At 65.5% G+C, this 13,762-nt stretch carries 12 protein-coding genes; 9 read left to right on the top strand and 3 right to left on the bottom strand.

The window, feature by feature from the left end; translation table 11 throughout:
* Nucleotides 1-22: 22 nt before the first annotated feature.
* A complete protein-coding gene (locus tag AC1DQQ_RS08380) occupies nucleotides 23-1,708 on the bottom strand; it encodes a class I adenylate-forming enzyme family protein (RefSeq protein WP_478045272.1) in 1,686 nt (561 codons plus the stop codon).
* Nucleotides 1,709-1,786: 78 nt separating this feature from the next.
* On the opposite strand from AC1DQQ_RS08380, the gene lgt reads away from it, so the two are divergent.
* From lgt to AC1DQQ_RS08420, 8 genes are all read left to right on the top strand, one after another.
* Nucleotides 1,787-2,671 (top strand): prolipoprotein diacylglyceryl transferase, encoded by an 885-nt coding sequence (gene lgt, locus AC1DQQ_RS08385; protein WP_478039598.1) that lies wholly within the window; start codon nucleotides 1,787-1,789, stop codon nucleotides 2,669-2,671.
* 1 nt (nucleotide 2,672) lies between these two features.
* Nucleotides 2,673-3,716, top strand: coding sequence for a class I SAM-dependent methyltransferase (locus tag AC1DQQ_RS08390; protein ID WP_478039596.1), 1,044 nt, complete (start codon nucleotides 2,673-2,675; stop codon nucleotides 3,714-3,716).
* Nucleotides 3,713-4,222: an N-acetyltransferase family protein gene (locus AC1DQQ_RS08395; protein WP_478039594.1), complete on the top strand. Its 510-nt coding sequence runs from the start codon at nucleotides 3,713-3,715 to the stop codon at nucleotides 4,220-4,222. Before AC1DQQ_RS08390 ends, AC1DQQ_RS08395 begins: the two co-directional genes overlap by 4 nt.
* Nucleotides 4,219-4,737, top strand: coding sequence for an N-acetyltransferase family protein (locus AC1DQQ_RS08400; protein ID WP_478039592.1), 519 nt, complete (start codon nucleotides 4,219-4,221; stop codon nucleotides 4,735-4,737). Before AC1DQQ_RS08395 ends, AC1DQQ_RS08400 begins: the two co-directional genes overlap by 4 nt.
* Complete coding sequence (pgeF, locus tag AC1DQQ_RS08405) at nucleotides 4,734-5,495, top strand: peptidoglycan editing factor PgeF (protein ID WP_478039590.1); 762 nt, start codon at nucleotides 4,734-4,736, stop codon at nucleotides 5,493-5,495. The genes AC1DQQ_RS08400 and pgeF overlap by 4 nt, the downstream gene beginning before the upstream one ends.
* A 49-nt stretch (nucleotides 5,496-5,544) precedes the next feature.
* Complete coding sequence (locus AC1DQQ_RS08410) at nucleotides 5,545-6,870, top strand: cystathionine gamma-synthase family protein (protein ID WP_478030497.1); 1,326 nt, start codon at nucleotides 5,545-5,547, stop codon at nucleotides 6,868-6,870.
* Between the two features lie 43 nt (nucleotides 6,871-6,913).
* Nucleotides 6,914-7,705: a hypothetical protein gene (locus tag AC1DQQ_RS08415; protein ID WP_478039589.1), complete on the top strand. Its 792-nt coding sequence runs from the start codon at nucleotides 6,914-6,916 to the stop codon at nucleotides 7,703-7,705.
* 98 nt (nucleotides 7,706-7,803) lie between these two features.
* Nucleotides 7,804-9,798 (top strand): GMC family oxidoreductase N-terminal domain-containing protein, encoded by a 1,995-nt coding sequence (locus AC1DQQ_RS08420; protein ID WP_478039587.1) that lies wholly within the window; start codon nucleotides 7,804-7,806, stop codon nucleotides 9,796-9,798.
* A 3-nt stretch (nucleotides 9,799-9,801) separates the two neighbouring features.
* Here the strand turns inward: AC1DQQ_RS08420 and AC1DQQ_RS08425 are convergent, their stop codons facing one another.
* Nucleotides 9,802-11,376, bottom strand: a complete 1,575-nt coding sequence (locus AC1DQQ_RS08425) for an MFS transporter (protein WP_478039585.1) — start codon at nucleotides 11,374-11,376, stop codon at nucleotides 9,802-9,804.
* A gap of 3 nt (nucleotides 11,377-11,379) precedes the next feature.
* Nucleotides 11,380-12,663 (bottom strand): UDP-N-acetylglucosamine 1-carboxyvinyltransferase, encoded by a 1,284-nt coding sequence (gene murA / locus AC1DQQ_RS08430; RefSeq protein WP_478030503.1) that lies wholly within the window; start codon nucleotides 12,661-12,663, stop codon nucleotides 11,380-11,382.
* 360 nt (nucleotides 12,664-13,023) lie between these two features.
* On the opposite strand from murA, the gene AC1DQQ_RS08435 reads away from it, so the two are divergent.
* The gene (locus tag AC1DQQ_RS08435; RefSeq protein ID WP_478031357.1) at nucleotides 13,024-13,722 is read left to right on the top strand and encodes a Crp/Fnr family transcriptional regulator; all 699 of its coding nucleotides are present in this window, start codon (nucleotides 13,024-13,026) and stop codon (nucleotides 13,720-13,722) included.
* Nucleotides 13,723-13,762: the final 40 nt, after the last annotated feature.

Consider the following 13,762-nt stretch of genomic DNA (forward strand, 5'->3'; position numbering starts at 1 on the left):
AAGGGGAGGGGTTCCAGATGACTCATCCCGCCACCACCGCGCGATATTTGGCGCGCAGCCCGACCTTATCAATCTTCTCCGTCCCCAGCCGCGGCAGCGGGTCGGGCGCGATCCAGATCCGCGCCGGCACCTTGAACGCCGCGATATGCTCGCACAAAAAGCCCTGCAGTGCGGCTTCGTCGACCGTCTCGCCATCATGGAAATGGACGACGGCGCCGGGCACTTCGCCGAAACGCTCATCGGGCAGGCCGAACACCGCCGCCTCGGCGACCAGCGGATGCTCGTAGATCGCCGCCTCGACTTCCTGGCAACTGATATTCTCGCCACCGCGGATGATGATGTCCTTCTTGCGGTCAACGATGAACAGATAGCCGTCCTCGTCGAGATAGCCGATATCGCCGGTCAGGAAATAACCATGCTTGCTGAACGCCGCGGCAGTCGCATCGGGCCGGTGCCAATATTCGCGAAAATTGCAGATCGAGCGGATCGCCACCTCGCCGCGCTCGAGCGCCGCGACCTTGTCACCGGCATCGTCGAGGATCGCAAGATCGACCAGCGGCGCCGAGGCACGTCCGGTCGAATTGGGCTTGGCGAGATAATTTTCGCGCCAATTGCCGCAGCCGACGCCATTGGTCTCGGTCAGGCCATAGCCGATCAGCGGCGCACCCCCGCCCATTTCCTCGTTGATCCGGCGGACATGGTCGATCGGGCGCGGCGCCCCGCCGGCGGCGAAATCGGTCACCGTCGACAGATCGTAGTTGGCGCGATTGGGATGCGTCAGGATCTCGAAGCTCATCAGCGGGACGCCGACGAAATAGCTGATCTGCTCGCGCTCGATCAACCGCATCGCGTCCTCGGCATCCCATTTCGGCATCAGCACCAGCTTGCGGCCCATTGCGAAGCTTTGCAGCATCACCGGCACCTCGGCGGTGACATGAAAAAGCGGCACGTTGAGCAGAGTCGATGGCTGGCCTTGCGGCGGATTGCCGTCTTCCGTCGCGAAACCCAGCATCATCAGCGCCTGGGTGAGGTAATTGAGCGTCGCCTGCAGCACTGCGCGATGATCGCTGAGCGCGCCTTTGCATTGCCCGGTCGAGCCGCTGGTGAATAGGATCGTGGCAAGATCGTCGGGACCGAGCTCGGGCAGCGCCGTCTCCGCGTTGCCCATCGTCGTGGCGAGCGCCTCGGACAGCGGCTTGAAATCGTCGATCACCACCACCCTGGCGGTCAGGCCCTCGATGTCAGCCAGCCTTTTGCCGCGCGGCGGATCGGCGAACACGATCGAACATTCGACCTCGGCCAGCGCGTTGGCGAATTCCTCCGACTGCCACCAGCCGTTGAGCAGCACCGCGATGCCGCCCGCCAACAGCACGCCCATATAAAGCGCGATCCAGGACGGCGAATTGCGCATCGCGATGCCGACCCGGTCACCGCGCTTGATTCCCTGCGCCACCAACGACCGCGCGACGCCGCCAGCCTGGTCGTACACCTGTCCGAACGTCAGCCGCTCCTCGCCCGCCACCAGGAACGTCACGTCGGCGTGCTGGGCGCAGAAATGCGCGAAATAATGCGCCAGGCTGGGCGGTGCCGCGGCGATCGCCGGATAGGTCCGACCGCGCACCTCGATCTCGCTCACCGCCATCGGCGCGCCGGGACCGGTCAGCTTTGCGATTCCGCGGTCCATCCGTAGATCGAGCGCACTCGGCATCGGCATTCTCTCCACCTGGTCTTTGTCGACTTGGGACCCTGACCCCCTTATGGGAGCGACAAAGCCCGGGGAAAAGCCTTGATCCTGCATGCACTGACCGCGATCGATTTCAACGACCTGCACCTTAACCCGGTGCTGCTGCACATCCATTTGTTCGGGCGCGATATATTCGACATCAAATGGTATTCGATTGCGTACATCGCCGGCATCGTCGTCGGCTGGATGTACCTGATGCGCATGCTGCGCGCGCCGGGCGCGCCGATGGCGAAGCGGCACGTCGAGGATTTGGTGTTCTACGCGACGCTCGGCATCATTCTCGGCGGACGGATCGGCTATGTGCTGTTCTACGACACACATTTCCCCAGCCTGCTGTTTTCATTTGGCTTCTTCAAATTATGGGAAGGTGGGATGTCCTTCCACGGCGGTGTGATCGGCACCTCGCTCGGCATCTTCTGGTTCGCGCGGCGGAACAAGCTCAGCTGGCTCCGCGTCCATGACTATGTCGCCTGCTGCGCCCCGTTCGGGCTATTCTTCGGTCGTCTGGCCAATTTCGTGAACGGCGAATTGTGGGGCAAGCCCACCGATGCCAGCCTGCCCTGGGCAATGATCTTCCCCAATGCCGGTCCGATGCCGCGCCATCCCAGCCAGCTTTACGAGGCACTGCTCGAAGGCGTCGTGCTGGCCGCGCTGCTCGCCTACGCCTTCTGGCGAACCAAGGCGCGCTACGAGCCGGGCAAGCTCGTCGGGCTGTTCCTGACCGGCTACGGCCTTGCGCGCTTCATCGTCGAATTCTTCCGCGAGCCCGACGCCCAGTTCCAGGGGACGATCTTCGACAATGGCTATCTGCACATGGGCCAATGGCTGTGCGTGCCGATGATTCTGGGTGGCATCTATCTGATCTGGACGGCCAAAGGCCGGCGCGATCGCGTCACCCCGATCGCCGGGGACGAAAGCGTCGCCTGAGATGGACGGGTCGCTGCCCGATCGGCTGTCGCGCGCCATCACCATGGCGGGGCCGATCCCATTGTCGCAGTACATGGCAGCGGCCAATGCCGAATATTATGCGACCCGCGACCCGTTGGGATCGGCGGGCGATTTCACCACCGCGCCCGAAGTCAGCCAGATGTTCGGCGAGCTGATCGGACTATGGGCCGCCGATCTGTGGCAGCGCGCAGGCGAGCCTGACATCTATTGGGTCGAACTCGGCCCCGGGCGCGGCACGCTGACCGCCGATGCGATGCGCGCGATGGGCCGGGTCGGGCTCGATCCGCCGGTCCATTTCGTCGAAACCAGCCCGACGCTGCGCGCCCGGCAGCGCGCTGCGGTCCCCTATGCCACCTGGCACGACGATATCACGCAATTGCCCGACGACCGGCCGATCATCGCGGTCGCCAACGAATTCTTCGACGCGCTGCCGATCCGCCAATTGGTCAAGGCGGGCGATGCCTGGCGCGAGCGGTTGGTCGCTTGTCAGGACCTGATGTTCCTGCCGATCGCCGGCAAGGACGTGCCCGCCAGCGTGATCCCGGAAAATTTGCGCGATGCGCCGGTCGGATCGGTGATCGAAACCTCGCCGGCGTCGGTGGCGATTGGTCGCGCGCTGGCGCAGCGCCTGATGCTGCACGGCGGGGCCGCCTTGGTGGTCGATTATGGTTATGACGGTCCGGCAATCGGCGACACGTTGCAGGCGGTGAGCGGACACCAATTCGCCAATCCGTTCGAGGAACCGGGCAGCCGCGACCTGACCGCCCATGTCGATTTCGCCACTCTGGCCGCCGCCGCCGGGATCGAGGGCGTGAGGGTCGACGGCCCGGTCGGGCAAGGCGCATTTCTAACTGCATTGGGGATCGCTCCGCGCGCCGAGGCGCTGGCGCGATCGACGCCAGAAAAGGCCGAGGCGATCGCCGCCGATCGCGCGCGGCTGGTCGAGCACGACCAGATGGGAACATTGTTCAGGGCGATGGCCTGGACCGCGCGCGACTGGCCAATTCCAGCAGGATTCCTATGATCGAATATCGCGATGCTACCCCCGCCGATGGCGACGCGCTTGACGCCATGGCGCAGGCAATTTGGATCGAGACGTTCGCGCACGGCGTCTCGGCCGAGGATGCGGCCACCTATCTCGCCCAGGCCTATGGCCCCAACGGCAAGCTGCTCGCCGATCTGTCGAGCGGCGCGGCACGCTTTCACCTCGCGCTCGTTGACGGCCGGGTGGTCGGCTATGCCAAGGTCAACCCGCCCTGGCTGCCCGATGCCGAGCCCAGCGCGCTGCAATTGAGCCAGATCTATGTCAGCAGCGACCAGCATGGCGCCGGCGTCGGCAAGGCGTTGCTCGACTGGGCGATCGCTACCGCGCGGGCGGAAGGCGCGACGGCGTTGCTGCTGACGGTGTGGGAGGAAAACCACCGCGCGGCCGCTTTCTATCGCAAGCACGGCTTCGACCATATCGGCGACTATGCCTTCGCGGTCGGCACCCAGGTCGACACCGACCATATCATGCGGCTGGCGCTGTGAGCGGGGCGATCACCTATCGCGACGCGACACCCACCGATGGACCGGAACTCGCGGCGATGGCGCGGCGCAGCTTCACCGATACCTTCGGCACGCTCTATCGCCAGCAGGATCTCGCGCAGTTCCTCGATGCGGCGTTCGGATCGGCGGGGTTGCCCGCAGACCTGACCGACCCCGCTTATCGCGTCCGCGTCGCGACCGACAACGACACGATCGTCGGTTATTGCAAGATCGGCCCGGTCACCTTTCCCGGTGACTGGCCGGATAAAGCGATCGAGCTGCACCAACTCTATATCCTTGGCGATCATCACGGCGCGGGCCTGGCGCCGGTGCTGATGGACTGGGCGCTCGATCAGGCGCGGGCGCGCGGCGCCAGCGAGATGATCCTGTCGGTCTATATCGACAATCATCGCGCGCGGCGGTTCTACGAACGCTATGGCTTCGAGGAAATCGGCCAATACAAATTCATGGTCGGCGAACAGGAAGACGACGACCGGCTGATGCGGCTGGCGCTGTGACGGTCGAGATCAATCGCGCTCGCGCGCTCGATGGCGTGGCGCATGGGTTCCTCGGGCGCCGCGGCGGCGTCTCTACCGGCATCACCGCGGGGCTCGATCTCGGCCGGCGCGGGCAAGTCGAAATCGGCCCCGACCTTGCCGAGAATCGCCGCCGTGCGGTCGCCGCGGTGCTGCCGGGCGCCGAGCTCGTCACACTCTATCAGGTCCATTCAGCGGACTGTGTGACGCTCGCCACGACCTGGGACGATACCGATCGGCCGCATGCCGACGCGATGGTGACCGACCGTCCCGGGTTCGCGCTCGGCATCCTGACCGCGGATTGCGCGCCTGTCCTGCTCGCCGATCGCGATGCCGGGATCGTTGGTGCGGCGCATGCCGGATGGAAAGGCGCGATCGGCGGCGTCACCGACGCGGCCGTCGCCGCGATGGAAAAGCTCGGCGCCGACCGCGACCGCATCGTCGCCGCGATCGGCCCGTGCATCGCGCGCGCCAGTTATGAAGTCGACGAGGCGTTCCAGCGCCGCTTCGAGGCCGAGGACCCCGCCAACGAACGCTTCTTCACGTCGGGCCGTGAGGGCCATGCCCAGTTCGACCTGGAAGGCTATGTCGCGCATCGCCTCGCCGCCGCCGGGGTGCCGACCATCGAAATGATGGGGCTCGACACTTATGCCGACGCGGATCGTTTCTACAGCTTCCGCCGCGCGACGCACCGGGGTGAGCCCGATTATGGACGACAGATTTCGATCATCGGGATTTAGTTTCTTCTGAAACCACACGGCGCTACAGCGTCGGCCAAAGGAGTAGATGATGTCCAAGAAGCCGACCCAGACCGAAGCCGATTTGACCGGGGTCGAGGCCCTCGCACCCAAGAAGACCGAGCCGGCATCGATCGGCGGGCGGCAACTCAAGCCATCGACCTTGATGATGGGCCATGGCTATGATCCGACACTGTCCGAAGGATCGCTCAAGCCGCCGATCTTCCTGACCTCGACCTTCGTGTTCCCCAACGCCGCCGCCGGCAAGCGCCATTTCGAGGGCGTGACGGGTAAGCGCCCGGGTGGCGCCGAGGGTTTGGTCTATTCGCGCTTCAACGGCCCAAACCAGGAAATCCTCGAGGATCGCCTGGGCATCTGGGAAGGCGCCGAGGATGCGCTTGCCTTCTCCTCAGGTATGTCGGCAATCGCGACCCTGTTTCTCGCCATGGTCAAGCCCGGCGACACGATCGTCCATTCGGGTCCGCTTTACGCTGCGACCGAGACGCTGATCGCACGCATTCTTGGTCGCTTCGGCGTCCATTGGCTCGACTTCCCGGCCGGCGCGACGCGCGCCGAGATCGACGCGGTGCTGCAAAAGGCGTCGTCGGGCAATGTCCCGCTGATCTATCTCGAAAGCCCGGCCAACCCGACCAACGCTTTGGTCGATGTCGAGGCGGTCGCCGCCAGCCGCGACGCGATCTTCACCGGCGCCAACAAGCCGCCGATCGCGATCGACAATACCTTCCTGGGGCCACTGTGGCACAAGCCGCTCGAACATGGCGCCGACATCGTCGTCTATTCGCTGACCAAATATGCCGGCGGCCATTCGGACCTCGTCGCAGGCGGCGTGCTCGGGTCGAAGGAGCACATCAACACGATCCGATTGATGCGCAACACGATCGGCACGATCTGCGATCCCAACACCGCCTGGATGCTGCTGCGCAGCCTGGAGACGCTCGAACTGCGAATGAGCCGCGCCGGCGAGAATGCCGTCAAGGTCTGCGAATTCCTGCGCGATCATCCCAAGGTCGAGAAGGTCGGCTATCTCGGCTTCCTCAAGGACGGCAAGGACAAGCGCCAGGCGGATATCTACGAGCGGCATTGCTCGGGCGCCGGGTCGACTTTCTCGCTCTACCTCAAGGGCGGCGAGAAAGAGGCATTTGCCTTCCTCGACGCGCTCAAGATCGCCAAGCTGGCGGTCAGCCTGGGTGGGACGGAAACGCTGGCGTCGCATCCCGCCGGAATGACCCATTTGTCGGTGCCCGACGCGCGCAAACAGGCGCTGGGGATTACCGACAATCTGGTCCGCATCTCGATCGGCGTCGAGGATGCCGACGATCTGATCGCCGATTTCGCGGCGGCGCTGGAAACGGTGTGAGCGAACGGCCCGACAGCTACGCACACGTCCAGCCGACTGCGTCGTGACGTACGATCCGGAAGCGATCAGTCCGATCGACCTGCTCGGTCAGTTCACGACCAGTCTGTGGCTGCCGCATTATCGCGCCGGTACTTGGGGCGAATGGTCGCTACGGGTCGCGTTCCTCGCGGCCGGACGTGGATATTGGGGACAAACCTATGCCACGCTGGGCAGTGCGGTGCTCAGCGGCCCCGTCCGCGACGGCGACGCCACCTGGATGTCGATCGTCCCGATGGAGGTCGAAAGCCAGGAAATCGGCATCGCCGCCGCAAGCGGCCATACCGTGGTGCTCGGGCTGGGCATGGGCTGGGCCGCGGCCAATGTGGCGCTGAACCCCAAAGTCGATCGCGTCACCGTGATTGAGCGGGACGCCGACGTGATCGCGCTGATCGCCGAGCAGGGCGTTTTCGACCAGCTTCCCAGCGCCGCCCGCGACAAGGTAACGATCGTCAATGCCGACGCCTTCGACTGGCGCCCCGACGCCGCGGTCGACAGCCTCCAGGCGGACATCTGGGCCAAGATCGTCGAGCCCGGCAAATGGGACGACGTCCACCGCCTTCAGGCCAATATCGGCGCGAGCTCGCTCTATTTCTGGGGACAGGAGATGGAACTCTTTCGTCTCGCCTGTCGCGAGGCTGGCGGGATGCCGACCGACTTTTCCGACGCCGACGTCGAACGCCTGGCGGCGCAAACCGGCCTGCCGCTCGTGTTGTCTCGGGAATCCGGGCTCGCCGCGCGCATCACCGCCGGCGCGCCATGGTGGACGCCCAACAAAGATGGATGGTGGGAGGTGTAGAGTCACTTCTCCCCATTGTGACCTCAAACGCGATTTCGGGTGGCCAACAAACCGGCTATGACCGAGCCCGACTGACCTTGCAGCGGGGGAGTAAGGGCATGGGGAAGCCGTTCAATTTCGTCCAGGCCGCAATCCTGAAGGCGCTGGCCGAAGCACTGTTCCACGATACCGACATGGCGATCCCCTCGAGCCAGGTGGTCGCCAACCTCCAGCGCCAGTTCGCGCTGGTGAAAGGCGGCAAGGCGACCGAGATCGGGCTCAGCCTCTATCTGCTCTGCCTGGTGATGGGCGGGCCGTTGTTCCTGATCCTGAGCCCGGCCTGGCGCGCGCGGCAAGTCGCCAGGCGGCTCGAGCGCACGCGCAACGACCTGATGCAGGATCTCGCCCGCGTGCGGAGCGTGGTTTATGCCGGCTATTACGGCCATTGGCAGGGCGAGACCCAGGACGATAACCGCGACAATCCGGTATTCGCGCAGATCGGCTTTACCCTGCCCGCTCATCGCGATCGCTCGGCGCCGGGCGAAGTGCCGATCACCGATTTTCCCGGCCGCGATTTGACCGATGCCGACATTCTGAAAGAGGCGCCCGACGAAGCCGGGGTGATCGTGATCGGATCGGGTGCCGGCGGCGCGGTCGCCGCAGCGACGCTGGCGACGCAAGGGCACGACGTGCTGGTGGTGGAAGCTGGTCCCTTTTACCCTTCTTCGAAGATCAATCACCGCGAATGGGAAATGACCGCGCGGCTGTTCGTCGATGGCGGCGTGCAGACCAGCCGCGACCATGACGTGGTCGTGTTCCAGGGCCGCGTCGTCGGCGGATCGACCGTGCTCAACAATGGCATCTGCCTGCGCGTCAACCAGCCCGGGCTGACGCACCCGCAAGCGCCCGACATCTTCGCCAAATGGGCCGAGCTCGGCGCGCCGGTCGACCGCGACCGGTTCGATGCCGCTTATCGTGCAGTGGAACAACGCTTGTCGGTCGGTCCGATCGACGCGCGCGCCGGGCGCAATAACGGTCCGCATCTGCAACGAGGCTGGGCGGCACATGCGGCCGCGACCGGTCTCCCAGGCGACCAGTCTTCGCCCACGCCCTGGTTCAGCAAGAATTACGGCCCCGATTCCGCCGGAGCGGCATGCGCCTATTGCGGCTATTGCAACACCGGCTGCCCCTATGGCCGCAAGCAGGGCATGGCGCAGTCCTTCCTGCTCGACGCACGCAGGAGCGGCGCGCATATTTTGGCCGATACCAAGGTCACGGCGATCCGCTGGGAAACCCCGCTCGACTGGGACAAGCGGCGCGCGACCGGAGTGGAGGTCGTGCTGGCCGACGGCCGCAAGCATTTCATCCGCGCGCGTGAAGGCGTGGTGGTCGCGGCCGGCACGATGGCGTCGAGCCGCATCCTCGCGGCGAGCGGGATCGACGGCACCGGCACCGGTATCTCGCTCAACATCGCCTGCCCGGTGGTCGCGCTGATGCCCGGCGAGCAGTCGATGCGCAGCTGGGACGAGGACCAGATGGCGACCTATGTCGATCGCGGCGACTTCCTGCTCGAATCGCATTTCCAGCCGCCGATGAGCATGTCGACCCTGATGCCCGGCTGGTTCGGCGACCATGCCCAGCGGATGCGCAATTACGGCCGGCTGGCGTCGGCCGGCATCCTGATCCCCGCCGATCGCTGCGGCCAGCTGATCGATTCCGGCCTGAGTTTCAAATTGCGCAACGATGTCGAAATTCCGTTGATCAAACGCGCGCTGTCAGCACTGACCAAGGTCCATTTCGCGGCCGGCGCGGAGGAAGTCTATCCGGCGCTCGCGCGCGGTCAGACGCTCAAGCCCGGCGACGATGTCGATGCCTTTTTCGACAGCGCGATCAGCGAGGCCGACGATATTACTCTGTCGAGCTCGCATCCCCAAGGCGGCAATGCCCGTGGCAAGGATCGCGAGCATGGCGTGGTCGACCTCGATTGCCGCGTCCACGGCACCGCCAACGTGCTCGTCACCGATGCCAGCACCTTCGCCAGCTGTATCCGGGTCAATGCACAGCTGACGACGATGGCGATGGCGCATTACGCGACGGCGATCGCACCGTTCTGAGCGTCAGCCGGCCAGTGCGTCGTCGAGCAAACGGAGGTCCCTGCCCTTGGTTTCGCGGCCGAACCAGGCACACAGACCGAGCGCGAGCGCCGTCGGCACGATGATCAGCCCCGCGGTCACGCCCATCGCCGGGACCAAAGCGGTGATGCTGAGCGCCTGAGCCGCGACGCCGCCGCCTTTGGTGCACGCCGCGACCCAGCCGGTGGCGCGACCGCGGACGCGCAGTGGGAAGCTTTCCGCGGTATAAGGCAGCAGAATCGCGATGATCCCGTTCGATCCGACGATGAGCAATGCCACCGGCAGGACCGGGCTGCCGATCCCGGCGAACTCCAGCCGCAGCACGCCGACCAACCCCAACAAAGTGACGCCGATCATCGTGACCAGCGACCATTTGGTGCTCCAGCGGCTGTACATCAGCGCCGCGACGAACACCGTCGGAAAGGCGATCAGCGCCGATTCGGCAAGCAGCTTGCTCGACACCGCGACCGAATATCCCTTGGCGACGAGATCGGCGGGCAACCACAGCAGCAACCCGAAATTGACCAGCCCCCAGGCGATCGCCGCGATCGACAAAGCGGCCAACTTGCCGACCAGCTTGGCCCCGGTCAGCGCATGGCTCACTGTCCCCGCGGGCAGCGGCGGCAGCGCTGCCAGCCGCTTCGCGGTCGAGCCGAACCGCGCCATCACTGTCCGCGCCTCGGCATCACGGCCGCGCGCCAACAGGAACTTGGCCGATTCGGGAATCAAGCCGCCAAGCAGGACGAGGATCAACCCGCTCGGCAAATTGAGCAGCCACAATATCCGCCAGCCGAATTGGGGCTGGAGCAACGCGGACAGCCCGCTCGCGGCGAAATAGCCGCCGACCGCGCCGAGCCCGCCGACCAGCACCAGGCTCCAGCCGCGATGCTTGTTGGGCATCATCTCGGCGAGCAGCGCATAGGTCACCGGCAGCATCCCGCCGGCGGCCGCGCCCATCATGAAGCACATGCCGATATTCCAGGCGAGGCTGGGCATCGCACCGCAGATCGACGTGCCGACGAACATCACCGCCGACAACAGGATCGACGCCTTGCGGCCGTAGATGTCGGCGATCACGCCCCATAGCACCGATCCGGTCACGGTGCCGATCAAGGCGAAGAATGGCACCAGGCTGACCGTCGCTTTGGGCACGCCATATTCGCTGACCATGCCGGGCACGGTGAAGCCCAGCGAGGCAGGCTTCATCACGTCGATGATCAGCGCGATGACCAGCACCAGCATCAACCGCCAATGCGCCCAGCTCAACGGCGCGTCCTCGGGCGCGGAAATCTCGATCGCACCGCTCTCGGCCCGCTGCCTGCCGATGTCGCGCGGCAACAGGCCGTAAGCGGCGACGCCAACACCGGCGATGATCAGCCCCATGCCGAGCACCATGTCCCAGCCCATCGCCATGCCGGCGAGCCGGTAGTGCATCGTCCGGCCCATCAGGAACATCGGGATATGCATGGCCACGCCGGCGGTCACCGCGACGCATCCCAGCACAAACGCCCAGAGCGCCTGGCGGTCGCTGAGCGTCGTGCTGAACCCCCTAACCGTCATGGATCAGCCGTCGCCGACGCGTTCGATATCGGCGCCGACCGCCGACAATTTCTCCTCGAGTCGCTCATAGCCGCGATCGAGGTGATAGACGCGGCTGACCTCGGTCTGGCCGTCGGCGACCAGCCCGGCGATGATCAGGCTCATCGACGCCCGCAGATCGGTCGCCATCACCGGCGCGCCGACCAAATGGTCGACCCCGCGCACGACGGCGGTACGGCCGCGCACCTGGATGTCCGCCCCCATTCGCGCCAGCTCGGGCACGTGCATGTAGCGGTTCTCGAAGATCGTCTCGGTCAGCACGCTGGCGCCGTCGGCCTTGCACAGCATCGCCATGAATTGCGCCTGCATGTCGGTGGCGAAGCCGGGAAACGGGGCGGTCGACAGCGTCAGCGGCTTGAGCTTGCCGTCCGACGATACGAACAGCGAGCTGCCCTTTTCCTCGACCTTGACGCCGGCGTCGATCAAGGCCGCGATGGTCGCGCGCATATCGTCGGCCTTGACCCCGATCAATTCGACGTCGCCGCCGGTGATCGCAGCGGCGCAAGCATAGCTGCCGGCCTCGATGCGGTCGGGCATCACGCGATAGGTGGCGCCGTGCAAACGGTCGACGCCTTCGATCTCCAGCCGCTCGGTCCCGACGCCGGAAATCGACGCGCCCATCGCGAGCAGCAGATTGCACAAATCGACGATCTCGGGCTCGCGTGCCGCATTCTCGATCACCGTACCGCCCTTGGCGAGCACCGCCGCCATCACCGCATTCTCGGTCGCGCCGACCGACACGATCGGGAAGGCGACGCGACCGCCCGGCAGGCGCCCGCCTGGCGCGATCGCCTTGACATAGCCGGCGGCGAGTTCGATCCGCGCGCCCATCGCCTCGAGCGCCTTGAGGTGGAGGTCGATCGGGCGGTTGCCGATCGAGCAACCACCAGGCAGCGACACCGTCGCCTCGCCCGCGCGGGCGACCAGCGGGCCCAGCACCAGGATCGACGCGCGCATCTTGCGCACGATGTCGTACGGCGCCTCGGTCGAGGTCAGCCGCCCGGCGCGCATCGTCATGACGCGGCCGAAATCGCTCGGCCGCGCGCCTTCGATCTCGGTCGACACGCCGAGTTGGTTGAGCAGATGCCCGAAGCTGTCGACATCGGCGAGCCGCGGCAAATTGCGCAGCGTCACCGGCTCCTCGGTCAGCAATGCACACGGCATCAGCGTCAACGCCGAATTCTTGGCGCCCGAAATCGGCAGTTTGCCCGTCAGGCGATTACCGCCGCGAATGAGGATACGGTCCATCCAAAGGCTTCTATCGCCCGCCGCACCACAAGCAAGCGTAACGCGTCTCTTGTGTTTCAGCGGAGCTGAAACGGTTGCCGCACCGGCCCGCTCCCCCACCCGACCGCCCAACAGCGTATTCTATGGGTGGTCGGGTGGGGGCGCATTGGATCTGCCATGCCCCCGGCATTGGGTGAACAGCGCGGGGCGCTGTTCACCCAATGCGGGCCGGTGCCAACTCAGCGAAGCTGCAAACAACGCCACCACACCCATTGATCGACTTTAATGCACAGGTCCGCGCGCGCTGCTCTGTAGCCTCCAAGGTCCGGGGGAGTTTGCGTCGACGTGTCAGGCAGTTGTTTCGCCGAAAGATTGGGCGATCTGGTTACTCTTACTCCGGCAGAACATGCGGCGCTCGAGCGGCTGGAGGAGCGCGAGCGACCGGTCCGGCGGGGTGCCACAATCCAGCGAGAAAATGATCGCGCCGGCGAGATGTTCATCGTTCGCAAGGGTATGCTGATGTCGTCGATGCTGCTCGACGACGGCAGCCGCCAAATCCTGCGGTTCTTGTTCCCCGGCGATGTGATCGCGCTGTCGAGCCTGGTCTATCGCGAGACGCCCGAGACGCTCACCGCGCTGAGCGACGCGGTCGTCGCGCCGTTCGAGCGATCGATGTTGAGCGACGTCATCGCGGCGCATCCGCGACTCGCGGCGCTGCTGCTGGTCTATAGCCAGATCGAGCGCGCGGCGCTGACCGACCGGCTTGCGGCGCTCGGCCGCACCTCGGCCAAGACCCGTGTCGCCGCGATGCTGATCGATATGCGCAACCGCCTGCGCGCGGGTGACAAGTCGATCACCGACACTTTCACGATCGGCCTGACCCAGGAAGAGATCGGCGACGCGACCGGCCTGACCGCGGTCCATGTCAACCGCATGCTGCGTCAGATCGAGGAAGAAGGGCTGATCGCGCGCGTGAACGGGCGTGTCACCTTCACCAACGAACGCGGGCTGCTGCGCGCGGCCAATTATATCGACCGCTATGAGGGTCTCGACCTGAGCTGGCTGCCGGCACCGCGTTAGAGCTCGGAGGGGGCGTCGGGGGGATGGGCAACCGTTCCCC

Source organism: Sphingomonas sp. P4_G3 (assembly GCF_056401105.1).

Coding starts and splice junctions, on each gene's coding strand:
- AC1DQQ_RS08395 (WP_478039594.1), top strand. CDS start 3,713: ATGATCGAATATCGCGATGCTACCCCCGCCGATGGCGACGCGCTTGAC.
- AC1DQQ_RS08410 (WP_478030497.1), top strand. CDS start 5,545: ATGTCCAAGAAGCCGACCCAGACCGAAGCCGATTTGACCGGGGTCGAG.
- murA (WP_478030503.1), bottom strand. CDS start 12,663: ATGGACCGTATCCTCATTCGCGGCGGTAATCGCCTGACGGGCAAACTG.
- AC1DQQ_RS08390 (WP_478039596.1), top strand. CDS start 2,673: ATGGACGGGTCGCTGCCCGATCGGCTGTCGCGCGCCATCACCATGGCG.
- AC1DQQ_RS08420 (WP_478039587.1), top strand. CDS start 7,804: ATGGGGAAGCCGTTCAATTTCGTCCAGGCCGCAATCCTGAAGGCGCTG.
- AC1DQQ_RS08380 (WP_478045272.1), bottom strand. CDS start 1,708: ATGCCGAGTGCGCTCGATCTACGGATGGACCGCGGAATCGCAAAGCTG.
- AC1DQQ_RS08425 (WP_478039585.1), bottom strand. CDS start 11,376: ATGACGGTTAGGGGGTTCAGCACGACGCTCAGCGACCGCCAGGCGCTC.